This window comes from Streptomyces roseoverticillatus, from assembly GCF_000719265.1.
Taxonomy (GTDB): Bacteria; Actinomycetota; Actinomycetes; order Streptomycetales; family Streptomycetaceae; genus Streptomyces; species Streptomyces roseoverticillatus.
The window spans coordinates 18791-45111 of sequence record NZ_JOFL01000018.1; the positions used below are offsets into that span (position 1 = coordinate 18791).

A 26321-nucleotide genomic window follows, 5' to 3' on the forward strand; every position below is an offset into this window, starting at 1 on the left:
TCGGGGTGGATGGGTCAGTGCCCGGACAGGCGGTGTCCGGTCCGTGGCAGGACCACGGCCGGCTGGTCGCCGGGCGGTACCGCCTCGTCGACCGCATAGGCCGCGGCGGCATGGGCACGGTCTGGCGCGCCCAGGACGAGCTGCTCGACCGTCAGGTCGCGCTCAAGCAGCTGCACGTCTCGCCGTACCTGGACGACGACGAGCTCGCCACGCTCTACGAGCGCACCCGCCGCGAGGCCCGCAGCGCCGCCCGGATCACCCACCCCAACGTGGTCGTCGTGCACGACGTGGTCGACGACCACGGCCTGCCCTGCATCGTCATGGAGTACGTGCCCTCGAAAACGCTCGGCGACGTCCTCAAGCACGGGACCGTCACCCCGGAGGAAGCGGCCCGCATCGGCCGCGGCATGATCGCGGCGCTCCGCGCGGCCCACGCGGCCGGGGTGCTCCACCGCGACGTGAAACCGGGCAACGTGCTGCTCGGCGACGACGGCCGGGTCGTCCTCACCGACTTCGGCATCGCCCAGTCCACCGGCACCTCCACGCTCACCAAGACCGGCGAGATGGTCGGCTCGATCGACTACATCGCGCCCGAGCGGGTCAAGGGCGCCAAGCCCGGGCCCGCCTCCGACCTGTGGGCGCTCGGCGCGACGCTGTACCAGGCCCTGGAGGGCCGCCCGCCGTTCCGCAAGGACACGGCCGTCGAGACGGCGTACGCGATCGCCATGGACCCCCTGGAGCCCCCGCGCAACGCGGGCGAGCTCACCCGGCTCATCGAGACCCTGCTCGCCAAGGACCCGGCCGTGCGGCCCCCGGCCGACCTGGCCGAGCAGATCCTGCGCGAGCCGGCGGCAGAAGCGGACACGGCGCACATGTCCGCCGCATCCGTCCCCGGGCCCCGCCCCGCCGCCCCCGTGACCGCCCCCTGGGACGACCGGCCGGACCGCGGCACAACGACGGCGACCGCCGCCACGGCCCCCACCGCTGCCGCCGCCCCCGCCGCTCTCACCGAGCTGACGGCGCCGACGAAGTCCGCGGCCCCCGCCGCCCCCACGGCCGCCACCGCCACCGGTCGCAGCCGCCGCCCCGTCCTGTGGAGCGCCCTCGCCCTCGTCACCGTCGCGGGCCTCGCGGCCGGCGCGTTCTTCCTGACCCAGGGCCAGGCGGACGACGACGACACCCCTCCCCAGGCCGCACCCGGCCAGGACGCCTCCGCGCACCCGAGCGGCAAGGCGAGCCCGAGCGCGGCGCCGAAGCCGCCGCCGGCCGGCTACCACCTGGTGACGGAGAAGGAGGCCGGGATCTCCTTCCCCGTGCCCGACGGCTGGAAGCGCGGAAAGCTCAAGGACAGCGACGAGATCCTCTACGTCGACCCGAGCGGACTGGTCGGCCTGCGGGTCTCCGTCCTCGACCTCGCGAGCAGCGACCCCCTCCAGCGCTGGAAGGACGACGAGGCCAAGTCCCTCAAGGAAGGCAAGCTCCCCGGCTACGCGCAGCTGCGCATGCAGAGCACGGAGTACCGCGGGATGCCCGCGGCGGTCTGGGAGTTCTCCTGGAAGGGCCGGGCGCGCGAGTACCGGGCCGCCGACCTCGGGTTCGGGCGCCCCGGCGAGAAGGAGTACGCGATCTACCTCTCCGCGCCCAAGGCCGACTGGCACAAGCACAGCCCGGTCTTCGACGCGGTCAGGGAAGGGTTCCGGTCCGACGCCCGCTGACCGGTCCGACGCCCGCTGACCGCCTCCCGCCGGTCGGCCCCGCCCGACTAGGGGTCCCGTCAGGGGCGAACCCTGATGCCACGGCCCCTGCGGACATGTGACGATCAGTACATGACCGCCCCGTCCCGTCCGCAGCACCCCGACGCCCCGCCGCTGCGCAAGCTCTACCGCAGCGCCGAGGGCCGCATGTTCGGCGGTGTCGCGCGCGGGCTCGCCGGTCACCTGGGCCTGCCGGTGTCCTGGGTGCGCCTGGTCTTCGTCGCGCTGCTGCTGGCCCAGGGCATGGGCGCCGTGCTCTACGCGGTGTTCTGGTTCGTGGTGCCGCTCGGCGTGGGCGGCGTCGAGGCCCCGCGCCCGGTGCCCGCCGAGACGGCCCCCGACGGCCGCCGGCGCCTCCTCGCCCGCAAGCCCGACCGCGGGCAGGTCGTCGCCCTCGCCGCCCTCGTCATCGCCGCCGCGATCTTCGTGGACAACCTCCACCTCGGCCGCGCCAACGCCTACATCTGGCCGCTGCTGCTGGTCGGCGCCGGCGTCGCCCTCGTCTGGCGCCAGACCGACAACGCCCGCCGGGCGCACTGGATGGAGGTCGGCCGCAGCAAGCGGGTCCTGCCGCTCGCGCGCGGCGCGGCCGGCGTCGCCCTCGCCGCCGCCGGCGTGACGGGCATCGTCGTCCTCCAGGGCTCCGCCGCACACCTCGGCTCGGTCCTGCAGGCATCCCTGGCCGTACTGGTCGGCATAGCGCTGCTGGCCGGTCCCTCCGTCGTCCGCATGACCCAGGACCTCTCCGCCGAGCGCACGATGCGCATCCGAGCCCAGGAGCGGGCCGAGGTCGCGGCCCACGTCCACGACTCCGTCCTGCACACCCTCACCCTGATCCAGCGCAACGCCGAGGACGCCCGGGAGGTGGCCCGCCTGGCCCGCGCCCAGGAGCGCGAGCTGCGCGCCTGGCTCTACAAGCCGGAGGGCCGCGGGAAGGACGAGGCCGAGCAGCCCGACACCCTGGCCGAGGCCGTCAAGGCCACCGCCGCCGAGGTCGAGGACTACCACGGCGTGCCCATAGAGGTGGTCGTCGTCGGCGACTGCCCGCTCGACGAGCGCCTCGCCGCCCAGATGCAAGCCGCCCGTGAGGCCATGGTCAACGCCGCCAAGTACGGTGGCGAGGGCGGCGCCGTCCAGGTGTACGCCGAGGTCGAGGGGCGTACGGTCTTTCTCTCCGTGCGCGACCGCGGCCCCGGCTTCGACCTGGACGCGGTGCCGGACGACCGCATGGGCGTCCGCGAGTCCATCATCGGCCGGATGCAGCGCAACGGCGGCACGGCCCGGCTGCGGTCCGTGCCCGGTGGGGGAACCGAAGTGGAGCTGGAAATGGAGAGGGCGGAGAACGCGTCATGACGACCGAAGAGACGGTGCAGCGCCACGCACGGGTCGTGCTGGTGGACGACCACCGCATGTTCCGTACGGGCGTGCAGGCCGAGATCGGGGCCACCGACCGGACGGGCGTCGAGGTCGTCGGCGAGGCCGCCGACGTCGACCAGGCGGTCACCGTCATCACCGCCACCCGCCCCGAGGTCGTCCTGCTCGACGTCCACCTGCCCGGCGGCGGCGGGGTCGAGGTGCTGCGCCGTAGCGCCTCCCTGATGACCGACCCCGAGCGCCCGGTCCGCTTCCTCGCGCTGTCCGTCTCGGACGCCGCCGAGGACGTCATCGGCGTCATCCGCGGCGGCGCCCGCGGCTACGTCACCAAGACCATCACCGGCACGGACCTCGTCGACGCGGTCTTCCGGGTCAAGGACGGCGACGCTGTCTTCTCCCCGCGGCTGGCCGGCTTCGTCCTCGACGCCTTCGCCTCCACCGACGCCCCGCCCGTCGACGAGGACCTCGACCGGCTCACCCAGCGCGAGCGCGAGGTGCTGCGCCTGATCGCCCGCGGCTACGCGTACAAGGAGATCGCCAAGCAGCTCTTCATCTCGGTGAAGACCGTCGAGTCGCACGTCTCGGCGGTGCTGCGCAAGCTCCAGCTCTCCAACCGCCACGAGCTCACCCGCTGGGCGACCGCGCGCCGCCTGGTCTGATCCCGCCCGGTCCGGTCCCCTCCGGCCGGGTTCGAGCCCCACGGCCTGGTCTGAACCCCGGCTTCCGGATTGTCCCCGGCGGCCGGGCCCGAATTCGGATAAGCGTGCGCCATACAGGGGACGGCGAGGAACCTCCGCGGCGCACCGGCCCTCTTGAACGGACGAGAGGCTCTCACTCACGCAGGGCCCCGGCCCCGCGCGGGGCCCGAGATCCGAAACGAGAGCCCGATGAGCCTGACGGGGACGCCCTTCCTCCTCACCACGGTCGCGCTGGTCGTCGTGGCCCTCGTCCTGCCCCTCGCCCTGTGGGGCAGGATCGGCGGCCCCAAGCCGCTGCGGCACGCGGCGCGGCTGTTCATGCTGCTGTTCGCCCAGGTCACCGCCATCGCCATGGTGTTCGTGATCGTCAACAACGCCAACGGCCTCTTCGACAACTGGGACGACCTCCTCGGCACCGGCGACCACGTCCGGACCGCGGCCGACCTCGGCCCCGACGGCACCGGCGGCAAGAAGGTCGACGAGGAACCCAAGCACCCGCAGAAGTTCACGCCCGCGTCCGACAAGCGGATGGGCCCCGGGGTCCAGGAGACCCAGTTCAAGGGCCACATATCGGGCGTCGAGGGCGAGGTGTACGTCTGGCTGCCGCCGCAGTACGACGACCCCGCGTACAAGGACAAGAAGTTCCCCGTCGTCGAGGTCCTCCCGGGCTTCCCGGGCTCGGCGAAGGCCTGGTTCGGCACGCTGGAGGTCAATACCCAGCTCAAGCCGATGATGGAGAAGGGCGAGGTCGAGCCCTTCATCATCGTGGCGCCCCGCACCACCCTCCTCGGCGACACCGACACCGGCTGCGCCAACATCCCCGGCAAGGTCAACGCCGACACCTGGCTGAGCGTCGACGTCCGCAAGATGGTCACGGACACCTTCCGCGCGCAGGAGAAGCCCGACGGCTGGGCCGTCGCGGGCTACTCGGCGGGCGCGCACTGCGCCGCCAAGCTGGCCGTCGCCCACCCCGACCGCTACCGCGCCGGCGTGAGCCTCTCCGGCTACAACGACCCCATCGGCGAGCCCTCGTCGCTCACGGCGAAGACGCCCGGGCTGCGCGAGGAGAACAACCCGCTCAAGATCCTCCAGCGCGCCAAGACGCCGCCGCACGTGGCGCTGTTCGTCTCCGGCGCGGAGGGCGACGGCTACCAGGGCGGTGTGGCGCTCAAGCAGGCGGCCAAGCCGCCGACGACCGTGCAGGTGACGAAGGTCCCCGCGGGCGCGGGCGGCCACGGCACGGCCGTGTGGAAGCGGCAGGTCCCCGACGTCTTCAAGTGGCTGTCACAGCAGATCAAGCCGTAACGCCTCCAGCGGGGTCCGCACCGGGCTGCGGGGGTCCGGCACCGCCGGTTCCCTGCGTTGTGGCGCTTCGCCGTTGCGGCGGAAGAAACAGCCCGCGGCTGTGGCGTGCCGGGCGCCGCCGGGCAATTCCTTCCGCCGCGACGGCGAAATGCCACGACGGCGAGAGTCCGGCGGGGTGCGCGGCCACCGCAAGCCACACGTGGTCACACAGGACGAGCCGCCCCCGCGAACGGCATCTCGTCGACCGGCGCGACCCGTACCGGCGCACCCGGGTGCGGGGCGTGGATCATCTTCCCGCCGCCGACGTAGAGCCCCACGTGGCTGATGCCGGAGTAGAAGAACACCAGGTCGCCGGGGGCGAGCGCGCTCCTGGAGACCCGCCGGCCCGCGTTGATCTGCGTGTACGTGGTGCGCGGCAGCGAGACGCCGGCCGCCTGCCAGGCGGCCTGGGTGAGGCCCGAGCAGTCGAAGGCGGCGGGACCGGTCGCCCCCCACACGTAGGGCTTGCCGAGCGCGGCGTACGCGAACGCCACCGCCCGCGCGGCCCGCTCCGTGGGGACCTGCACGCCCTCCCGCAGGTCGGAGCGGTCGGCCCGGACGACCGTCGTGGCGCCGCGCACCGCGCCCGCGGCGTCCCCGCGCTCCACGGCGGCCCGCTCCTCGTCCGGCAGCTCCGCCAGCACGCGCCGCGCCTGCGCGAGCCTGCCCTCGACGTCGTGCTTGTGGCGGGCGAGGCCGGCCTGCTCGTGCTTGAGCTCCGCGAGGCGGGCGTCGGCGGCCGTACGGACCTGCTGCACCTCCCGCACCTCGCGCTCGTAGCGCTTGACGGCGACGGCCTGCCTGCTGCCCGCCTGATGGGCGAGCGAGGCCCGCTCCAGGTACTGGCCGGGGGAGGAGGACAGGATCAGCTGCACGCTCGCCGGCATGCCGCCCTCGCGGTACTGGGCGGTGGCGTAGGAGCCCAGGGCGTTGCGGGCGGCGTTGAGCCGCTCGGTCCTGCGGGCGGCCTGGTCCCGCAGCCCCTCCAGGCCGGCCTCGGCCCTGTCGGCCTTCTCCTTGGCGCCGTTGTAGCGCTCGGTGGCCTCCTCGGCCTCCTGGTAGTACCGGTCGACCTGGGCTCTGAGCTGTGCCGTGGAAGGCGGGGGAGCGGCCTGCGCGGTGCCGCCCGCGACCGTGGCGGTGGCGGCGCCCGCGAGGGCGAGGCCGGCCGCGGTCCGAACGGAGCCGCTGGTGAGCGGGTGCTGCCTGGGCTTGCGGTGCGCTGCTGCCACGCCGGCCGTCACTTCCTTCCAGACCTGCTGTTCCTGCTCCGCCCGCGGGACCGGGTGGCCGCCGCCGGACGGTGCCGGCGGCGGCCCGCCACGAGGGGGGAGCGTGCGGGCCGCCGCCGTCTGCGCCAGGACGCTATTCCGCAAGGTCACGCTCCAGAACGCGGATGACCGGTAGTGGATGAAATCGATCAGGCGGCGCTGAGCGGTGATCATGTCGGCCCCGCCCCCGCGGAGGGATGCATGCCGCGCGTGACCGAAGTGGCGATTGCGCCCCACCTGGCTGCCGGCGGGTGATATGGCCCCGGCTAGGGTTCGGCCCCATGGACGTACTCATTCACGCCGTCGTCGGCCTGCACATCGTCGGCATCGGCGCGCTGCTCGGCGGCTTCATGACCCAGATGAAGGCCATGGGCAAGGGCGAGGCGCGCATGGTGCCCGCCATGCTGCACGGCGCGCTGACCATGCTGGTCACCGGCGTGGCCCTGGTGGGCCTCCACCAGTCCCAGGACGACACCCTCAACATGGTCAAGCTCGGCACCAAGCTGGCGCTGCTCGTCGTGATCCTCGGCCTCGTCTACGTCAAGCGCGACGACGAGAAGGTCCCGGCCCCGGTCTTCGGCACCGTGGGCGCGCTCACCGCGGCCAACATCTTCATCGCCGTGATGTGGGTGTGACCAGCGGCGGGCGCCGCCCCCGGCTGTGGGGGTGACCACTGTCGCCCGGAATGCGGGGCCGGGTGTCAGTGGGGCGGCCTAGACTCGGGAGGCGATGAGCAGCCTCTTTGACGACAGCTTCCTGGCGGACCTCGGCCCCGCGGGCGAGGAGCACCCCCCGCCCCCGGAGGACGCGGCCCCGGAGCCGGTGCCGCACGACCTCTTCCAGGGCGCGTTCGACGTGCCCGTCCCCCGCGAGGCCTACTACCGCGACGGCGCCCACCGGCCCGTCGTGGACCCGGCCGCGCTGCTGGAGGGCATGAACGACCAGCAGCGCGCCGCCGTGGTGCACACGGGCTCCCCGCTGCTCATCGTCGCCGGCGCTGGCTCCGGCAAGACGCGCGTGCTCACCCACCGCATCGCCCACCTGCTCGGCTCCCGGCACGTGCACCCCGGCCAGATCCTCGCGATCACCTTCACCAACAAGGCCGCGGGCGAGATGAAGGAGCGCGTCGAGCAGCTCGTCGGCCCCCGCGCCAACGCCATGTGGGTGATGACGTTCCACAGCGCGTGCGTGCGGATCCTGCGCCGCGAGAGCAAGAAGCTCGGCTTCACCTCCTCCTTCTCGATCTACGACGCCGCCGACTCCAAGCGGCTCATGGCGCTCGTCTGCCGGGACCTCGATCTCGACCCGAAGAAGTTCCCGCCGAAGTCCTTCAGCGCGAAGATCTCCAACCTCAAGAACGAGCTCATCGACGAGGAGGCCTTCGCCGCGCAGGCGGCCGACGGTTTCGAGAAGACGCTCGCCGAGGCGTACGCGATGTACCAGTCGCGGCTGCGCGAGGCCAACGCCCTCGACTTCGACGACATCATCATGACCACGGTCCACCTGCTCCAGGCCTTCCCGGACGTGGCCGAGCACTACCGCCGCCGCTTCCGGCACGTCCTGGTCGACGAGTACCAGGACACCAACCACGCGCAGTACACCCTGGTGCGCGAGCTCGTCGGCACCGCGGGCACGGACACCACGCCCGAGGAGGGCCCGGCCGAGCTGTGCGTCGTCGGCGACGCCGACCAGTCGATCTACGCCTTCCGCGGCGCCACGATCCGCAACATCCTCCAGTTCGAGGAGGACTACCCCGACGCCACGACGATCCTCCTGGAGCAGAACTACCGCTCCACGCAGACGATCCTCAGCGCCGCCAACGCGGTCATCGAGCGCAACGAGAGCCGCCGCCCGAAGAACCTGTGGACCGAGGCCGGCGCCGGCCCGGACATCACGGGCTACGTCGCCGACACCGAGCACGACGAGGCCCAGTTCGTCGCCGACGAGATCGACCGCCTCACGGACGCCGGCGACGCCAAGGCGGGCGACGTCGCCGTCTTCTACCGCACCAACGCCCAGTCCCGCGTCTTCGAAGAGATCCTCATCCGCGTCGGCCTGCCCTACAAGGTCGTCGGCGGCGTGCGCTTCTACGAGCGCAAGGAGGTCCGCGACGTCCTGGCCTACCTGCGCGTCCTCGCCAACCCCGAGGACACCGTCCCGCTGCGCCGCATCCTCAACGTGCCCAAGCGCGGCATCGGCGAGCGCGCCGAGGCCATGATCGACGCCCTGTCGCTGCGCGAGAAGATCAGCTTCTCGCAGGCGCTGCGCCGCGTCGACGAGGCCTACGGCATGGCCGCCCGCTCGGCGAACGCGGTTAAGCGCTTCAACGTCCTGATGGAGGAGCTCCGCACCATCGTCGAGTCCGGTGCCGGCCCGGCCACGGTGCTGGAGGCGGTCCTGGAGCGCACCGGCTACCTCGCCGAGCTGCAGGCCTCCACCGACCCCCAGGACGAGACCCGCGTGGAGAACCTGCAGGAGCTCGCGGCCGTGGCCCTGGAGTTCGAGCAGGAGCGCGCCTCCGCGGAGGGCGCCGAGAACCCCGGCACGCTGGCCGAGTTCCTGGAGAAGGTCGCCCTCGTCGCCGACTCCGACCAGATCCCCGACGAGGACGCGGAGGGCACGGGCGTCATCACGCTGATGACCCTCCACACGGCGAAGGGCCTGGAGTTCCCCGTCGTCTTCCTCACCGGCATGGAGGACGGCGTCTTCCCGCACATGCGCGCCCTCGGCCAGACCAAGGAGCTGGAGGAGGAGCGGCGCCTCGCCTACGTGGGCATCACCCGCGCCCGCGAGCGGCTGTACCTGACGCGCGCGAGCATGCGCAGCGCCTGGGGCCAGCCCGCGTACAACCCTCCGTCGCGGTTCCTGGAGGAGATCCCGGACCGGTACGTGCAGTGGCGGCGCACCGGGCCGTCGAAGCCGTCGGCGTCGATGAGCTCGATCGGCTCGGGGAGCTCGGGCGGTGGGCTGGGCTCCGGGATCACGTCGGGCTTCACGTCGCGCAAGGCCGGCCCGTCCGGCTTCGCCACGCGCCGTGCGAAGGACCGGCCGGTGGTGGCGCTCGCCGTGGGCGACCGCGTCACGCACGACTCGTTCGGGCTCGGCACCGTCGTCGCCGTCAAGGGCAGTGGTGACAACGCCGAGGCCACGGTCGACTTCGGCGAGGAGAAGCCGAAGCGGCTGCTCCTGCGGTACGCGCCGGTCGAGAAGCTGTAGCCCTTCCGGCGGATATCCGGCAGGGGCTGCGGCCCGGTTCGGCACCGCCGGGACACGCCGTCTCGCCTGCTCGTCGTTGCGGCGGAAGAAAGTTGCCCGCCGCAACGGCGATCACCACAACAGCGAGGGTCCGGCGGAATGGACGCTGTCCGCAACCGGCGCGTTCGTCGGCCGGGATCGCTACGTCGGGTCGAAGCCGTGCGACCGCAGCCACGGCAGCGGGTCGACGGCCGAGCCGCCGGGCCGCACTTCGAAGTGCAGGTGCGGGCCGGTGGAGTTGCCGGAGTTGCCGGAGTAGGCGATGACGTCACCGGCCTTGACCTGGCCGGACCGGAGCTTGGTGCTGCTCAGGTGGCAGTACCAGGTCTCGACGCCGTCGGGCGAGGTCACTATGGCCATGTTCCCGTAGGCCACGTTGTACTGCGTGCGGACCGTGCCGTCCGTGGCGGCCATGACGGGCGTGCCGTAGGCGACGGGGAAGTCGATGCCGGTGTGCACCGACATCCAGTTGACGCCCGCCTGGCCGTACATCGCGCTGAGGCCGTGCTGCGTGACGGGGAGGGAGTACTTCGGCCGCTCGGCCTCCTTGCGGGCCGCTTCCTCCGCTTTACGTTTCTTCTCCGCTTCCTGGCGCGCCTTGAGGTCGATGCGCTCCTGGGTGCGGTTGGCGCGGGTCGCGAAGTCGTCGGCGCCGTGGCTGAGGCTCGCGAGCTGGGTGTCCAGCTTGCTGTTGGCCATGGCCGGGGCGGGGGCGTTGTCGGGGGCGGAGGCGGCCTGGGGCTTGCTGTCGCTCTGCCCGCCGGAGACGGTTGCGGCGGCGATCCCGGCGACCCCTATGACGGCGGCCGAGGGCACGGCGATGGTCAGCAGGGCCTTGCGGCGGGGGCGGTAGCCGGTGCGGGACGGGGCGCTCTTGCGGCGGCCGGCCCGCGAGTGGGCGTCGCGGCCGCGGGTCTCGCCGCCGTGGGGGCGGGCCTCGCCGGGGGTGTCGTCGCCCGGGCCCGGGACGTCGCCGTCGCCGGCCGGGGGAACGAACAGCATGGCCTGCGTCTCGGCGTTCGCGACGGCACCGGCGGGGGAGAGGCCACCCTCGGGGCCGGCCTGCGGGGCGCCCGCGTCGGCCGCGGCCTCCAGCGCCGCTTCCATCGCCTCGATGCCGGAGAGGTCGGTCATGAGGGTCGGGGCGTGCTGCGGCTCGCCGGCCTCGGGGCCCCGGCCCGCGTCCGTGGCGGTGTACGCGCTGGTGTCCCAGATCTGGGTCTGCCCGGCGCCGGTGTCCCACTGGTTCTGGGCGCCCGAGGTGTCCCACTGCCCGGAGACGTCCCACTGGCCCTGTGCGGCGGCCTGCCCGGCGCCGGTGTCCCAGGAGGAGAACTGCCCGGTGCCGCTCGTGTCCCAGCTCTGGCCCTGCGCGTGCGCCTGCGCCATCGACGGGTCGGCGGCGGGCTGCTGCGCGGAGAAGCCGCCCTGCCCGGTCATCTCCCAGTGCCCGGAGGTGTCGTAGGCACCGCCGGCGCCCCAGGCGCTCGGCGTCATGGCGCTCGTGTCCCACTGCCCCGTGGGGGGAGTCGCGATGGCGCCGGAGGTGTCCCACTGGCCGGTGGCGTCGGCCTGCCCGGTGTCCACGGCGGTGTAGGCGCTGAAGTCCCAGATCTGGGTCTGGCCGGTGGCGCCCCACTGGCTCGTGGTGCTGTTCCCCCAGGTCCCGTCCGGGGACTGCCCCCAGCCCGTGGTCTCCCACTGGCCGCTGTCATAGCCGTCGTAACCGTCGTACCCGGTGTAGTTGTGCGGTGCGCTCTGCTGACCGTACGACGCGTAGTGCCCGTAGGAGCCGTCCTGAGCGGGGACGGACGGGCCGGGGCCCGCCGCCGGGTGACGGTCGTTCACCACCACGTCTCTTTCGCCGAGGGAGGAGAATTAGCGGCGACTGTACCCGGCGGTACGGTACGGCGACAATCTTCGTCACGTTTCGGGCGGCGGGGGTCCGGGCATTTGGCCGCCTTTTGGCGGACTGAACCCACGAAAACCGATTTGACGTTCGACTTGCGTTCGGTTTTCAGGCGACGGAAGCCGCTCCCGAAGCATCCTCCGCTGTTTCTTCCGTGGTCAGGGCCTGTCGGATGCCGGCCGCTACCTCCCAGTGCACGGGCAGCGCCAGGTGTCCCACGCCCGTCACCCGCACATTGCGCGCGCTCAGATCCGGGTGGTCGATGCGCGCGCATTCCACGGGCACCATCAATTGGTCCAGGTCGCTCCAGAAACTGATGAAATGCGTTGCGCAATCCGGTGCGGGGCCCGCGAGTTCGCCGACGACGTCCGATCCCGGGTGCATCTGGCGCACCAGGGGATGCGCGGTCAGGAGGGAGGCCGCGCGCGTGCCGGAGTGCGGGGTGCCGAGCGTGACCAGGACCCTGACGCGGACGTCCCCGCCCATCCGCTGGACGTAGTACCGCGCGATCAGGCCGCCGAGGCTGTGCCCCACTACGTCGACCCGCTGCTGCCCGGTGCGGGCGCAGATGTCCTCCACGTGCCGGCCCAGCAGCCGGGCCGCGGTGCGGATGTCGCAGGTCAGGGGCGAGTAGTTGAGGGATTCGACCTGTTTCCAGCCGTGCCGGCGCAGGGATCTGCGCAACAGGACGAACACCGAACGGTTGTCGATGAAGCCGTGCAGCAACAGAACAGGCAGATGACCTTCTTGTTCTGTTTCGACGGATTCGTGCAGTGCGGGCGTGTCGGGCGTGTCGCCGGCGCCCGGGAGCGCGGGCAGCGCCCGCCGCGGCGGCGGCCGCTCCTGCACCACCCCGGTCGGGTACAGCAGCAGATGACCGGTGAGTATCGCCAGCTCCAGCACCGAGGACCGGATGAGCGCGGTCGACGGGCGCAGGAGTGCGGCGAGGATGGTGATGAACGGCAGGGTTCTGGTCCTCATGGCCGGCCTCCCGAACGGCACCCGGGAAGCGCGGCTGTCGTCCCCCGTGTGCGCCCATGGGCAGCTGCGCGCGGACGGCCGCACCGCTGTGCCGTGCGGCTGTCGGCACAGTGGTGCGGCGGCCTCACCCGCGGCTCCCCTCGCGACCGCCCTAAGACTCGCCGCCCCGGCGACGCGGGTGGCTGGGCGACCCGTAAGACGCGGAAGCGCGCGGACGGTGCGTAGCGACGTGTTGTCCCACGTGTGATTTCCCCCTCGCTCCGCACCGCGAAACAGCCGCGTGCGGGATGCTGGAGATAACGTTCGTTCACATCCCTGGGCGCCGGTTACCGGCGGTCGTACATGGAGGCAGTGATGGGAGTGACCGGTCCGATCCGCGTAGTGGTGGCCAAGCCGGGACTGGACGGCCATGACCGCGGCGCGAAGGTCATCGCGCGGGCGCTGCGCGACGCCGGCATGGAGGTCATCTACACCGGCCTCCACCAGACGCCCGAGCAGATCGTGGACACCGCCATCCAGGAGGACGCCGACGCGATCGGCCTGTCCATCCTCTCCGGCGCCCACAACACCCTCTTCGCCAAGGTCCTGGAGCTGCTCCGCGAGCGCGACGCGGAGGACATCAAGGTCTTCGGCGGCGGGATCATCCCCGAGGCGGATATCCCGCCGCTGAAGGAGCAGGGCGTCGCCGCGATCTTCACCCCCGGGGCCACGACGGCCTCGATCGTGGAGTGGGTCAACGCGAACGTCCGCCAGCCGACGGAGGCCTGACGGCGCCGCGGCCCGCCTCAGGCGGGCCGCCCGGCCGGGCCGGAGAGCTCGGCCAGCATCGTGGCGCGCAGCCGCAGCGTGCCCACGAGCCGCTGGAACGCCTCCCCCCAGTAGGCGCCCGCGCCGGCCGCCGCGGCGCCGGGTGCGGCCGGGCCGCCGTCCGGCTCCTGCGGCTGCGCGGTCAGCACCTCCAGCCGGTCGGCCTGCGCCGGGTCCAGGCAGCGCTCGGCCAGGCCCATCACCCCGCTGAAGCTCCACGGATAGCCGCCCGCGTCGCGGGCGGTGTCCAGGGCGTCCACGATCGCCCGGCCCAGCGGCTCCGCCCACGGCACCGCGCACACGCCCAGCAGCCGGAACGCGTCCGACAGGCCGTGCGCCGAGACGAACTCCGCCACCCACTCCGCCCGCTCCTCCGGCGGCAGCGCCGACAACAGCTTCGCCGGGTCCCTCCACGACGTGCCCTCGGCCGCGGGCGGCTCCGACGCCGGGCCGAGCAGCGCCCGCGCCCACTCCGCGTCCCGCTGCCGGACCGCGGCCCTGCACCAGGCCGCGTGCAGCTCCGGCTGCCAGCCGTCGGTGACCGGCAGCGCCACGATCCCCGCCGGACTCCGCCCGCCGAACCGCTCGCGCCACGCCGCCAGCGGGGCCGCCTCCACGATCTGGCTCAGCCACCACGAGCGCTCCCCGCGCCCGGAGGGCGGCTTCACGACGACGCCGTCGCGCTGCATGTCCTTGTCGCACTCGTGCGGCGCCTCCACCGTGATCCGCGGGCCCTCGCCGAAGCCCGTGATGCCCGTGCCGCCCGTGCGGTCCAGGGACACGCAGCTGCGGGCCCGCTCCGCCATCCGGGCCGCGAGCGCCGAGCCCGGGAGCGCGGACAGCAGCTCCGCCGCGGTCGCCCGGACGTTGCGGCTGCGGTCCGACAGGGTGCGCTCCAGGAACGGCTCATCCGCCGCGGACAGCCCCTCGCGCAGCACGTCCAGGAACATCAGGCGGTCCTCGGCCCGCTCCGTCGGCCACGCCCCCGCGAGCAGCTCGCGGGCCGCCGCGGGGTCGCGCCGCCGCAGGGATGTGAGGTACGCGGCCCGCTCGGCGAAGAGCCCCTCCTCCCACACGCGGCTGTCCGCGGGCCCCGCGGCGGCCGGGCCCGCGGCGGGGCCGGCCCGCAGCGCGTACTTCCACTGCGGGTTGAGCCCGGCCAGCCACCGCGCTCTCGGGCCGCCGAGCACGAGCGCCTCCGAGCGCAGGTCCGTACGGGCCCTTGCCGCCTCCAGCAGGGCGGGCAGGAGGGCGGCAGGCGCCTGGTAGCCGTGCCGGTTGGCGGCTGCCAGCCATTGCGGCAGCAGCTCCGTGAGATCCGGGGCCGCGCCGCGGCGCCCGCCCCCGGTGCTGCCGCGGTCGGCGAGCAGTAGGGCGAGGCGCCGCCGGGCCGCCGGGGGCAGCGGCGGCCGTACGTCCCCGGGCGCCGGCTCCGGCCGGGCCCGCGCCACGGCCGGCACGGCCCCGGCGCGCCGCCGCACGGTCTCCACCGCGGCGGCGTCCAGCAGCGCCGAGGCCACGTCCTGCCCGCCCCGGACCCGCACGGGCGGCACGGGCGGCATGCGCCGCGTGGTCCCGAGCAGAGCGGTAGTGACGAGCTCGTCCCAAGTGCGGTTCATGCGCCTGCCTTTCGTAGGGCTTGCGGCGGCTTCGGCACCGCCGGGTGCGTTGTGTGTGGTTGCGCGCCGTTGCGGCGGGGTGGGCAAGGGCGCCTGTGCCTCTGTCTCCGCCGCGACGGTGATCAGCCCCCAGGGCCGTTGTCGGTGGTGCCGTGCCCGCATCAGGCTGGTTCGGCACCCCGGCCCCCGGCGGAAAGGGGCAGGTGTGCGGGTGTGCGGCACCCGGAGGCCAGGGTCGTGAGGCCTCTCCGGGCGTCAGAGCGCCACCAGCTCCGGACCCCACGTGGCCAGCGGCACCGCGCCCCCGTGGCCGTACTCGGCGAAGACCGTGACCGGGGCGCCGCCCGATATCGACGCCAGCTGCCACAGGCCCTGGCTGTCCCGCGTCCGCGGATCGACCGCGAGCGCGGACCCGCCCTCCGCATCGGCCAGTTGCCAGCCGTTGACCTCCGGAGACGGGGACGGGGCCGGGGCCGGCGGCGGGACCGGGATCACGTCTTCGAGGACGACCGGCCACGCCTCCAGCCAGGGGTCGTCGCGCAGGGCCTCGCCGTACGCGGAGAGGGCCGCCTCCACGCTCCCGCCCGGCGGCGGTCCGGGGCTCTCCACGGGCGGCGCATGGCGCGCGCCGAGCACGGCGCGCAGCGGACGTGCCGCCGGGTAGTAGACGAGGTCGGCGTCGACGGACAGGCCCACGGGCAACGACAGTTCGGGCGTCCGTCCGGCCGCGCCGTAAGAGAGGAGCAGGGCCGCCCGGCCCGAGCCGCGGCCGTGGAGCCAGATGCGGCGCGTGACCAGCCGCCCGTCGTCGCTGTCCCGCTGCGCCAGGACCAGCCAGTGGTCGCGGACCGGCGGACCGGACGCGAGCAGCGCCGCGGCGTCCGTGGTCAGGCCGACCCGCGACCGGACCGTCGCGGCCAAGGGATCCGGTAGCTCCTCCCGGCGCAGCCAGCCTTGATTGAGGGTGTGCAGCAGAGCGCACTCCTCCAGCAGCCGCCCCGCCCGGTCCGCCCCCGACCCCCGCAGCGACGCCAACTCCCGTACCCGCGAGGCCAGCCCGGGCGCCTGGGCGTCGACCATGCGGGCCGCCGTCTCGTCCCACTGCCCGTACCCCGTGCCCTCCGCGGCCGCGAGCCCGCCGCGCAGCAGATCCGTCAGCCGCTGCTCCAACTCCGTGACGCCCGCGGAGATTCGCGCGGCCCGGCGCTCCCCTCGCCGCCGGGCCGCTTCCTCATCCGCAGGCGTCGCCGGCGCGGCGGCACCCGGCCCCGCGGTGGCCCGCTCGGCGCGCTGCCGCCGCCGGTCCAGCCACTGCCCCGCCCAGCCGGGCGGGGCATCCTGCGCGACCGGCACCGCGGCCTCGCCGGCGGCCCACAACAGCAGCAGGCCCAGCGCGTGCTTGCACGGGAACTTGCGGCTCGGACACGAGCAGTTGAAGCCCGGCCCGCCCTCCCCGGACAGATCCACCACCGTGCGGTACGGCGTGCTGCCGCTGCCGGAGCACTCCCCCCAGACCGCGCCCCCGCCCCCCTCCGGGCGCGCCCCCGCGCCCGCCCACGGACCGGGCACCGCGAGCTTGCTTCCTGCCTTGCGTGATGCGGCGTCAGGCGCCAGCGCGAGCACCGTTTCCGCCGTCCAGCGTTCCCCCTGCGGATTCATGGCCCAAACGCTAGGACCCCCCACTGACAATCGCCCTGACCTGCAGGTTCGCGACGTCCCGGCCCGTTGTCAGTGGGGTGGTGCAGGGTGGTTCACGCATCCCGGAACCGCACACCGAGGGGGACTTGTGACCGTGCCCGGAACCGAAGCCCAAGCCCGATCCGAAGCCCTGCGCCCGCACGCGGAGCACGCCTTCGCCGGCGAGCTGAAGGCCCTCGCGGCCGCCGACGACCGGCCCCGCCCCGAGCGCTGGCAGCTCTCGCCGTGGGCCGTCGCCACCTACCTGCTCGGCGGCACCCTGCCCGACGGCACCGTGATCACGCCCAAGTACGTGGGCCCGCGGCGCATCGTCGAAGTCGCCGTCACCACGCTCGCCACCGACCGTGCCCTGCTCCTGCTCGGCGTGCCCGGCACCGCCAAGACCTGGGTCTCCGAGCACCTGGCCGCCGCCGTCAGCGGCGACTCCACGCTCCTCGTCCAGGGCACGGCCGGCACCCCGGAAGAGGCCATCCGCTACGGCTGGGACTACGCCCGGCTCCTCGCCCACGGCCCCAGCCGCGAAGCGCTCGTGCCCGGCCCGGTCATGCGGGCCATGGCCCAGGGCATGACCGCCCGCGTCGAGGAGCTCACCCGCATCCCCGCCGACGTGCAGGACACCCTGATCACCATCCTCTCCGAGAAGACCCTGCCCATCCCCGAGCTGGGCGAGGAGGTCCAGGCCGTCCGCGGCTTCAACCTGATCGCCACCGCCAACGACCGCGACCGCGGCGTCAACGACCTCTCCAGCGCCCTGCGCCGCCGCTTCAACACCGTCGTCCTGCCCCTGCCCGCCACGCCCGAGGACGAGGTCGACATCGTCTCCCGGCGCGTCGACCAGATCGGCCGCTCCCTCGACCTGCCGTCCGTGCCCGACGGCACCGACGAGATCCGGCGCGTCGTCACCGTCTTCCGCGAGCTGCGCGACGGCGTCACCACCGACGGCCGCACGAAGCTCAAGTCCCCTTCGGGCACGCTCTCCACGGCCGAGGCGATCTCCGTCGTCACCGGCGGCCTCGCCCTCGCCGCCCACTTCGGCGACGGCGTGCTGCGCGCGGGCGACGTGGCCGCCGGGATCCTCGGCGCGGTCGTCCGCGACCCGGCCGCGGACCGGCTCGTCTGGCAGGAGTACCTGGAGACCGTCGTCCGCGAGCGCGACGGCTGGAAGGACTTCTACCGCGCCTGCCGCGAGGCCTCCGCGTGACCGGCCCCGGCGCCGGCCCCTTCCTGCTGGGCATCCGCCACCACGGCCCCGGCTCCGCGCGCGCCGTACGGGCCGCCCTGGAGCAGTGCCGGCCCGCGGCCGTGCTCATTGAGGGGCCGCCCGAGGCCGACGCGATCGTCCACCTCGCGGACGAGGAGGGCATGCGACCGCCCGTCGCCCTGCTCGCCCACGCGGCGGACGACCCGGGCCGCGCCGCGTTCTGGCCGCTCGCCGAGTTCTCCCCGGAGTGGGTGGCGATCCGCTGGGCCCTCGCGCACGGGGTGCCCGTACGGTTCATCGACCTGCCGGCGACGCACACGCTCGCGCTGAGCGACGGCGGCGGGGCGCGGTCCGGCCCGGAGCCGGACGGCTCCGACGGCCCGCGGGCCGACGCCCCTGCCGATACGGACGCGGCCGCCGCCCCGTACGCCGCCCCCCGTCTCGACCCTCTCGCCGCGCTCGCCGCGGCAGCCGGTTACGACGACCCCGAGCTGTGGTGGGAGGACGCCGTCGAGCACCGCCGCGGTGCCGACGGCGGCGACGCCCTCGCGCCCTTCGCCGCGCTCGCCGAGGCCATGGCCGAGCTGCGGACCGCCTTCGGCGACGGCGACGGGCCCGACGGCGCGCGCGACCTCGTCCGCGAAGCCTGCATGCGGCTCAAAATCCGTGACGCCCGGCGGCGGTTCGGCGACGGGATCGCCGTCGTCTGCGGTGCCTGGCACGTCCCCGCCCTCACCGCGAAGCGGACCGTCACCGCCGACCGGCAGGCCCTCAAGGGCCTGCCGAAGGTCAAGACCGAGCTCAGCTGGGTCCCCTGGACCCACCGCCGGCTCTCCCGCAACAGTGGTTACGGAGCCGGCATCGACGCGCCCGGCTGGTACGGCCACCTCTTCCACGCCCCCGACCGGCCCCTCGAACGCTGGCTCACCAAGGTCGCCCGGCTGCTCCGGGACGAGGACTTCCCTGTCTCCTCCGCCCACGTCATCGAGGCCGTCCGGCTCGCCGGCACCCTCGCCGCCCTGCGCGGCCGCCCGCTCGCCGGGCTCACCGAGACCACCGACGCCGTCAGGGCCGTGATGTGCGACGGCTCCGACGTGCCGCTCGCGCTCGTACGGGACCGGCTCGTCGTCGGCAACGTCCTCGGCGAGGTCCCCGACACGGCCCCCGCCACCCCCCTGCAGCGCGACCTCGCCCGCCTCCAGCGCAGCCTGCGCCTCAAGCCCGAAGCGGACGCCCGCGACTGGGAGTTCGACCTGCGCAAGGACAACGACGCCGCGCGCAGCCGCCTGCTCCACCGGCTGCGGCTCCTCGGCGTCGACTGGGGCGAGCCCGTCCGCTCCCGCGGGGGGACCGGCACCTTCCGCGAGTCCTGGCGGCTGACCTGGGAGCCCGAGCTGGCGGTCCGGGTCGCCGAGGCCTCCGCCTGGGGCACGACCGTGCTCACCGCGGCCACCGCCCGGGCCGAGGCCCGGGCCGCCGGCACCGCGGCCCTCGCCGACGTCACGGCCCTCGCCGAGCACTGCCTGCTCGCCGACCTGCCCGGCGCACTGCCCACCGTGATGCGCGCCCTGGCCGACCGCGCCGCGCTCGACACCGACGTCGCCCACCTCGCCGAGGCCCTCCCGGCCCTGGTCCGCTCCGTGCGCTACGGCGACGTCCGCCGCACGGACACCGCTGCGCTCGGCGAAGTGGCCGAGGGTCTTGCCGAGCGCGTCTTCGTCGGCCTGCCCGCCGCGTGCGCGGGGCTGGACGCGGACGCCGCGGCGACCATGCGCGGCCTGGTGGACGAGGTCCACCAGGCGGTGCGGCTGCTGGCCCCGGAGCCGGGCCCCGGCATGGAGGCGGCCGGCTCCGCCCCCGAGGCCGGGGCAGGCCCGGAGCCGGAGCCCGCCCCGGAAGGACGCGGCGGCCCCCGAGGCGGGGCCGCTCCCGAGGAGCCCGGCCTCCGGCACCGCTGGGCCGCCGTGCTCGGTGTGCTCGCCGGGCGGGACGGGCTGCCCGGCGGGATCCGCGGGCGGGCCGTGCGGCTGCTGCTCGACGACGGGCTGCTTCCCGACGGGCGGGCCGCCCGGCTCATGGGGCACGCCCTCTCCGCCGCTACGGAGCCGGCCGAGGCCGCCGCCTGGATCGAGGGCTTCCTCGGCAGCGGCGGGCCCGGCGGCATGCTCCTCGTCCACGACGAGCGCCTGCTCGCCCTCGTCGACGACTGGCTCACCGGCGTGCCGGCCGCGGCCTTCGCCGGTGTCCTGCCCCTGCTGCGCCGCACCTTCTCGTCGTTCGACCAGGGAACGCGCCGCGCAGTGGGGCAGCAGATCCGCCGGAGCGGGCCGGAAGCAGCGGGAACGGCGTCCGGCGGCCGGGCGGAGCGGGAGACCGGCGCGCTCCTCGACGAGGAACGCGCGGCGGCGGTGCTGCCGACGCTGCACCTGCTGCTGGGCATGGCACACACAGGGGGATCCTGACGATGACCACGACCACGACCACGACCACGGACGCGGCCTCAGCCATGACCACGGACATGGCCACCCGTACAGAAACGGGCACAGAAACAGAAGCCGGCACAGGTACAGACACAGGCACAAGCACCGACCCCGCCGCCGAGCGCCTCCGCCGCTGGCGGCTCGTCCTCGGCGCGGACTCCGCCGCGGGCGCCGGCGGCGGGTTCGCCGCGCTGAGCGGCGCCGACGGCGCCATGGACAGCGCCCTGGAGGCGCTCTACGGCGGCCGGGGAGACCCGGGCGCCCAGGGGCCGGGCTCGCGCGAGGGCGGTCTCGGCGGCTCCGCGCCCCGCGTCGCCCGCTGGCTGGGGGACATCCGCACGTATTTCCCGGCGTCCGTCGTTCAGGTGATGCAGCGCGACGCCATCGACCGGCTCGGCCTCGCCGCGCTGCTCCTGGAGCCGGAGATGCTGGAGGCCGTCGAGGCCGACGTCCACCTCGTCGGCACGCTGCTCTCGCTCCACAAGGCGATGCCGGAGACGACGAAGGAGACGGCCAGGGCAGTGGTCCGCAAGGTCGTCGAGGACCTGGAGAAGCGCCTGGCCACGCGCACCCGCGCCACCCTCACCGGCGCCCTCGACCGCTCGGCCCGCGTCACCCGCCCCCGCCACCGCGACATCGACTGGGACCGCACCATCCGGGCGAATCTCAAGAACTACCTGCCCGAGTACCGCACGGTCGTCCCCGAGCGCCTCATCGGCTACGGCCGGGCCGCGCGGTCGGTGAAGAAGGACGTGATCCTCTGCATCGACCAGTCCGGCTCGATGGCCGCCTCTGTCGTCTACGCCTCCGTCTTCGGTGCCGTCCTCGCCTCGATGCGCTCCCTCGACACCCGCCTCGTCGTCTTCGACACCTCCGTCGTGGACCTCACCGACCAGCTGTCCGACCCGGTCGACGTGCTCTTCGGCACCCAGCTCGGCGGCGGCACCGACATCAACCGCGCGCTCGCCTACTGCCAGTCCCGCATCACCCGCCCGGCGGAAACCGTCGTGGTCCTCATCAGTGATCTCTACGAGGGCGGGATCCGGGACGGGATGCTCAAACGGGTGGCGGCCATGAAGGCGGCCGGCGTCCGGTTCGTGACGCTGCTCGCGCTCTCCGACGAGGGCGCCCCGGCCTACGACCGCGAGCACGCGGCGGCCCTGGCGGCCCTCGGCGCGCCCGCCTTCGCCTGCACCCCGGACCTCTTCCCGGAGGTGATGGCCGCGGCCCTGGAGAAGCGCCCGCTGCCCGTGCCCGGCACGGCCGCCCGCCCGGCGGCCGCGCCCTCCCCGTAGTCCGGATGCGCAGGGACGTAACCCGGATGCGTACGGAATCAGTCGCGATCTGTGAGCGTAATCACGGCCGTAGTGTGACCTGTGATTTAGGGCCGCCCCTCCGGCGGGGATAACCTGCGAGACGGACATGCCGCGTCAACGGTGAACGTGTGCCGCCCTCGCCCGTGCTATCCCGGGGCGCAACCCCCGGACCCTGCGGAGATCGCGCTCTCACGCCGCCCTGCGGCACGCCCGCGCAGACAACGAACCGCGATATCCATGGAAAAGGGACGGACGCGCGTGGACCTGTTCGAGTACCAGGCGAGGGACCTCTTCGCCAAGCACGGTGTACCGGTGCTGGCCGGTGAAGTCATTGACACGCCTGAGGCGGCCCGCGAGGCGACCGAGCGGCTGGGCGGCAAGTCGGTCGTCAAGGCCCAGGTCAAGGTCGGTGGCCGTGGCAAGGCCGGTGGCGTGAAGCTCGCCGCCACCCCGGACGAGGCCGTCGCCCGCGCGACGGACATCCTCGGCATGGACATCAAGGGCCACACGGTCCACAAGGTGATGATCGCCGAGACCGCTCCCGAGATCCTCGAGGAGTACTACGTCTCGTACCTCCTCGACCGCACCAACCGCACCTTCCTGGCCATGGCCTCGGTCGCGGGCGGCATGGACATCGAGGAGGTCGCCGCGACGACCCCCGAGAAGCTCGCCAAGGTCCCGGTCAACGCCAACGAGGGCGTCACGATCGAGAAGGCCCGCGAGATCGTCGCCCAGGCGAAGTTCCCGGCCGAGGTCGCCGAGCAGGTTGCCGAGGTCATGGTCACCCTGTGGAAGACCTTCGTCGCCGAGGACGCGCTCCTCGTCGAGGTCAACCCGCTGGCCAAGGTCGCGAGCGGTGACGTCATCGCCCTCGACGGCAAGGTCTCGCTCGACGAGAACGCCGACTTCCGCCAGCCGGAGCACGAGGCGCTCGAGGACAAGGCCGCGGCCAACCCCCTCGAGGCGGCCGCCAAGGCCAAGGGCCTGAACTACGTCAAGCTCGAGGGCCAGGTCGGCATCATCGGCAACGGCGCGGGTCTCGTCATGAGCACCCTCGACGTCGTCGCGTACGCCGGTGAGAACCACGGCGGCGTCAAGCCCGCCAACTTCCTCGACATCGGTGGCGGCGCCTCCGCCGAGGTCATGGCCAACGGTCTCGAGATCATCCTCGGCGACCCGGACGTCAAGTCCGTCTTCGTCAACGTCTTCGGTGGCATCACCGCGTGCGACGAGGTCGCCAAGGGCATCGTCCAGGCCCTGGAGCTCCTCAAGAGCAAGGGCGAGGACGTCTCCAAGCCGCTCGTCGTGCGCCTCGACGGCAACAACGCGGAGCTGGGTCGCAAGATCCTGTCGGACGCCAACCACCCGCTGGTCCAGCGCGTGGACACCATGGACGGCGCGGCCGACAAGGCCGCCGAGCTGGCTGCGGCTAAGTAAGGGACGAGGACTCCACAACCATGGCTATCTTCCTCACCAAGGACAGCAAGGTCATCGTCCAGGGGATGACCGGTGCCACGGGCATGAAGCACACCAAGCTCATGCTGGCCGACGGCACCAACATCGTCGGTGGCGTGAACCCGCGCAAGGCCGGCACGAGCGTCGACTTCGGCGACAAGTCCGTGCCCGTCTTCGGCTCGGTCGCCGAGGCGATGAAGGAGACCGGTGCCGACGTCACCGTCGTCTTCGTTCCGCCGGCGTTCGCCAAGGCCGCCGTCGTCGAGGCGATCGACGCCGAGATCCCGCTGGCCGTCGTGATCACCGAGGGCATCGCCGTCCACGACTCCGCCGCCTTCTGGGCGTACGCGGGCTCGAAGGGCAACAAGACCCGCATCATCGGCCCGAACTGCCCCGGTCTCATCACCCCGGGCCAGTCCAACGCCGGCATCATCCCGGGCGACATCACCAAGCCCGGCCGCATCGGTCTCGTGTCCAAGTCCGGCACGCTGACCTACCAGATGATGTACGAGCTCCGTGACATCGGCTTCTCCTCCGCCGTCGGCATCGGTGGCGACCCGGTCATCGGCACCACGCACATCGACGCGCTCGCCGCGTTCGAGGCCGACCCGGAGACCGAGCTGATCGTGATGATCGGCGAGATCGGCGGCGACGCCGAGGAGCGTGCCGCGGACTTCATCAAGGCCAACGTCACCAAGCCGGTCGTCGGCTACGTGGCGGGCTTCACCGCGCCCGAGGGCAAGACCATGGGCCACGCCGGTGCCATCGTCTCCGGTTCGTCCGGCACCGCCCAGGCGAAGAAGGAGGCCCTCGAGGCCGCCGGTGTGAAGGTCGGCAAGACCCCGTCCGAGACGGCCCGCCTCGCGCGCGCCGCGCTGGGCGCCTGAGCCTGACGGTTCCGCAGTACGGGCCCGCACCCCGCGAGGGGTGCGGGCCCGTGCCCGTTCCGGGGCACGGGCAAGGCTGAGTAGGCCTATGTAGGGCCCCGTAAGGCGCCCCAAGCCCCCGTAAGGCTGCATAAGGGTAATTGCTCGTCAAATAGGTTTATCCACGTATCAAAAGCGACACGACGGTCATTTACCTGCTACCCGAACGAAAGCCGTGTTCTTGGCAGCATGACCACGTGACCCAAGATGCCGAGCACAGCCCGCCGTTGCCCGCGCCCGGCCGGCCCGCCGCGAGCGCGCCGCCACCGGCGGGCACGGTGTTCGTCGGCGGGGCGATCGCCGCGGGCCTGGGGCTCGGGGCGCTGGCCGTGGTCGTCCTGCTGCTGTGGATCACCTCGCCGTACCCGGACGGCGGCGCGGGCGAGGCCCTGCGCGCCGCCGCCGGCCTGTGGCTGCTCGCACACGGCGCCGACCTCGTCCGCACGGACACCCTCACCGGGGCGCCCGCCCCGATCGGCCTCACGCCGATGCTGCTGACCGTCCTGCCCTGCTGGCTGCTCTACCGGGCCGCACGGCACGCCCTGGAACCGCCGGACGAGTCCGCGGACGACGAGGACGACGCTCCGTACCCGGACGTCATGCTGCTGGCCGGCGAGGAGCCGGCCGGCGCCCCCGAGCCCGCAGCGGCCCCCGGACCCGCCCCGCGCAAGGCCGCCCTGACCCTCCTCTGCGGCTACCTGCTCGTCGCCGTGTGCGCCGTCCTCTACGCCTCCTCCGGGCCCGTGCGCGTCGAGCCGCTGAGCGCCCTGCTGCACGTGCCGGTCGTGGCGGGCGCGTCCGTCGCCGCCGGGACGTGGGCCGCCCTGGGCTGCCCCTACGGGTCCCCGCCGCCGTTCGTCCGCCGCGCGCTCGCCACCGTCCCCGCGCGGCTGCGCGGCTGGTTCACCCGGGACCGGGTCGCGGCGTCCGCCGGTGCCGCGACGGCCGGCACCGTCGTCCTGCTCAGCGGCGCCGCCGTCCTCCTCGCGGGCTCCCTCGCCGTCCACGCGGGCGCCGCCCGCGAGTCCCTCCTGCAGATCACGGCGGCCTGGTCGGGCCGCGCCGCGGTGCTGCTGCTGTGCCTGGCGCTGCTGCCCAACGCCGTGGTCTGGGCGGCGGCCTACGGGCTCGGCCCGGGCTTCGCCGTCGGCACGGCCGGCGCGGTCGCGCCCCTCGGGATCACGGCCTACCCGCTGCTGCCGTCCTTCCCGCTCTTCGCGATCCTCCCCACGCCGGGCCCCGCCGAGCCGCTGCCGCTCGCGGCCTCGGCCGCGGTGAGCCTCGCGGCCGGGGTGACCGTCGCCTACGCCGCCGTGCCGCGGCGCTCCGCGGACCTCGCGCGGAGCGGGGCCGGCGAGACCGCCGGCATCGCCGCCCTCGGCTCCCTCTTCTGCGCGCTGGCCGTCACCCTGCTGGCCTACGCGGCGGGCGGCTCGCTGGGCGCGTCCGTCCTCGCCACGTTCGGGCCCTCGTGCCGGCTCGTCGGCGCGGCCGCGCTCGCCTGGACGACGGTCGTGAGCGTGCCGGGGGCGCTGGTGCTGCGGTGGCTGCGGCGGCGGGTCGCGCTGGGGGGCATGCCGGCGGAGCGGCCCGCGGAGGTCGCGGCCGTCGCCCCTGCCCGGCCCGTGGGGGCCGTGGCCCTGGCGGGCACGGCTCCGGTGTCCCCGCGCCTCGCGTCGCCCCCGCGCCCCGCGGCGGCCGTACGGATTCCCGCCGGCGCCCACCGGCGGGCGCGTCCGGAGCGGCGCGAGCGGCGTGGGCGCTGGTGGACCGGGGCGCGGGCCGCGCGGGCGGTGGGGGCGTGGCTGGGCTTCGGCTCACCCCGCGCCGTCCGGGGCGCCTGCGCCGACACGCCGACGCTGTCCTTCGCCACCCGGACGCCGGTGGAGGCGCTGCCGGTGCGGCCGGCGCCCGCGCCCTTCCCGGCGGCGCCGGCCGCCGCGTGCGGGCCGGAGGCCCGGGGGGAGCGGCGGGGCTGGTTCGGTCGCCGGGCCCGGCGACAGGGGGCGCGGCCCGAGGGCGCCCGGGCCGGGACGGTCGTGCCGGCCTGGCACGACTCGCGGGCGCGGCAGGTGCGGTGGGCGGCGCTGCGCGAGTCCGGGGGCGGGCTGGTGCCGGACTTCGAGCCGCGGGACGCGACGCACCCGGACCGGGGCTGATCCCAGGGGCTCCGCCCTGAGCCGGCACCCCGGGCGCTGTGCGGACGGGTCCTTGCCGGGCCGGTCAGAACCTG

At 74.1% G+C, this 26321-nt stretch carries 18 protein-coding genes; 13 read left to right on the forward strand and 5 right to left on the reverse strand.

All coding sequences use genetic code 11. From position 1 onward, the window contains the following. Positions 1 to 110: 110 nt before the first annotated feature. The 4 genes from IF61_RS0121805 to IF61_RS0121820 all read left to right on the forward strand — a co-directional run bounded on the left by IF61_RS0121805 (position 111) and on the right by IF61_RS0121820 (position 5131). Positions 111 to 1715 (forward strand): serine/threonine-protein kinase, encoded by a 1605-nt coding sequence (locus IF61_RS0121805; RefSeq protein WP_245684582.1) that lies wholly within the window; start codon positions 111 to 113, stop codon positions 1713 to 1715. 111 nt (positions 1716 to 1826) lie between these two features. Then, positions 1827 to 3107 (forward strand): ATP-binding protein, encoded by a 1281-nt coding sequence (locus IF61_RS0121810; protein ID WP_030368174.1) that lies wholly within the window; start codon positions 1827 to 1829, stop codon positions 3105 to 3107. Then, on the forward strand, positions 3104 to 3787 hold the full coding sequence (locus IF61_RS0121815) for a LuxR C-terminal-related transcriptional regulator (protein WP_030368175.1): 684 nt from the start codon (positions 3104 to 3106) through the stop codon (positions 3785 to 3787). The genes IF61_RS0121810 and IF61_RS0121815 overlap by 4 nt, the downstream gene beginning before the upstream one ends. A gap of 228 nt (positions 3788 to 4015) precedes the next feature. Then, on the forward strand, positions 4016 to 5131 hold the full coding sequence (locus IF61_RS0121820) for an alpha/beta hydrolase (protein ID WP_030368176.1): 1116 nt from the start codon (positions 4016 to 4018) through the stop codon (positions 5129 to 5131). 203 nt (positions 5132 to 5334) lie between these two features. Here IF61_RS0121820 and IF61_RS0121825 read toward each other — a convergent pair whose 3' ends face one another. Continuing rightward, entirely contained in the window at positions 5335 to 6414 is a 1080-nt protein-coding gene (locus IF61_RS0121825) for a C40 family peptidase (RefSeq protein ID WP_030368177.1), read from the reverse strand. A 308-nt stretch (positions 6415 to 6722) separates the two neighbouring features. Here IF61_RS0121825 and IF61_RS0121830 point away from each other — a divergent pair, with 308 nt between their 5' ends. Then, on the forward strand, positions 6723 to 7076 hold the full coding sequence (locus IF61_RS0121830) for a hypothetical protein (protein WP_030368178.1): 354 nt from the start codon (positions 6723 to 6725) through the stop codon (positions 7074 to 7076). 94 nt (positions 7077 to 7170) lie between these two features. Beyond that, positions 7171 to 9657, forward strand: a complete 2487-nt coding sequence (pcrA, locus tag IF61_RS0121835) for a DNA helicase PcrA (RefSeq protein ID WP_030368179.1) — start codon at positions 7171 to 7173, stop codon at positions 9655 to 9657. 180 nt (positions 9658 to 9837) lie between these two features. On the opposite strand, the gene IF61_RS0121840 is transcribed toward pcrA, so the two are convergent. Continuing rightward, positions 9838 to 11544: a M23 family metallopeptidase gene (locus tag IF61_RS0121840; protein ID WP_030368180.1), complete on the reverse strand. Its 1707-nt coding sequence runs from the start codon at positions 11542 to 11544 to the stop codon at positions 9838 to 9840. 169 nt (positions 11545 to 11713) lie between these two features. Next, the gene (locus IF61_RS0121845; protein ID WP_030368181.1) at positions 11714 to 12586 is read right to left on the reverse strand and encodes a lipase family alpha/beta hydrolase; all 873 of its coding nucleotides are present in this window, start codon (positions 12584 to 12586) and stop codon (positions 11714 to 11716) included. A 354-nt stretch (positions 12587 to 12940) separates the two neighbouring features. On the opposite strand from IF61_RS0121845, the gene icmB reads away from it, so the two are divergent. Next, complete coding sequence (icmB, locus tag IF61_RS0121850) at positions 12941 to 13354, forward strand: coenzyme B12-dependent isobutyryl CoA mutase small subunit (protein ID WP_030368182.1); 414 nt, start codon at positions 12941 to 12943, stop codon at positions 13352 to 13354. 17 nt (positions 13355 to 13371) lie between these two features. Here icmB and IF61_RS0121855 read toward each other — a convergent pair whose 3' ends face one another. Together IF61_RS0121855 and IF61_RS0121860 are read right to left on the reverse strand one after the other, a co-directional pair. Further along, complete coding sequence (locus IF61_RS0121855; protein WP_030368183.1) at positions 13372 to 15012, reverse strand: DUF5691 domain-containing protein; 1641 nt, start codon at positions 15010 to 15012, stop codon at positions 13372 to 13374. A 255-nt stretch (positions 15013 to 15267) separates the two neighbouring features. Next, positions 15268 to 16671 carry an SWIM zinc finger family protein gene (locus IF61_RS0121860; RefSeq protein WP_030368184.1) on the reverse strand — a complete coding sequence of 468 codons (1404 nt, stop codon included), beginning with the start codon at positions 16669 to 16671 and terminating at the stop codon, positions 15268 to 15270. A gap of 127 nt (positions 16672 to 16798) precedes the next feature. On the opposite strand from IF61_RS0121860, the gene IF61_RS0121865 reads away from it, so the two are divergent. The 6 genes from IF61_RS0121865 (at position 16799) to IF61_RS0121890 (ending at position 26247) form a co-directional block, all read left to right on the forward strand. After that, the gene (locus tag IF61_RS0121865) at positions 16799 to 17911 is read left to right on the forward strand and encodes an ATP-binding protein (protein WP_030368185.1); all 1113 of its coding nucleotides are present in this window, start codon (positions 16799 to 16801) and stop codon (positions 17909 to 17911) included. Then, on the forward strand, positions 17908 to 20373 hold the full coding sequence (locus IF61_RS0121870) for a DUF5682 family protein (RefSeq protein WP_030368186.1): 2466 nt from the start codon (positions 17908 to 17910) through the stop codon (positions 20371 to 20373). Before IF61_RS0121865 ends, IF61_RS0121870 begins: the two co-directional genes overlap by 4 nt. Positions 20374 to 20429: 56 nt before the next feature. Next, positions 20430 to 21686, forward strand: a complete 1257-nt coding sequence (locus IF61_RS0121875) for a VWA domain-containing protein (protein WP_052392929.1) — start codon at positions 20430 to 20432, stop codon at positions 21684 to 21686. 279 nt (positions 21687 to 21965) lie between these two features. Next, entirely contained in the window at positions 21966 to 23144 is a 1179-nt protein-coding gene (sucC, locus tag IF61_RS0121880; RefSeq protein ID WP_030368188.1) for an ADP-forming succinate--CoA ligase subunit beta, read from the forward strand. Between the two features lie 20 nt (positions 23145 to 23164). Then, positions 23165 to 24049: a succinate--CoA ligase subunit alpha gene (gene sucD / locus IF61_RS0121885; protein WP_030368189.1), complete on the forward strand. Its 885-nt coding sequence runs from the start codon at positions 23165 to 23167 to the stop codon at positions 24047 to 24049. Between the two features lie 236 nt (positions 24050 to 24285). After that, positions 24286 to 26247, forward strand: a complete 1962-nt coding sequence (locus IF61_RS0121890) for a cell division protein PerM (RefSeq protein ID WP_157848648.1) — start codon at positions 24286 to 24288, stop codon at positions 26245 to 26247. Positions 26248 to 26321 lie beyond the last annotated feature (74 nt).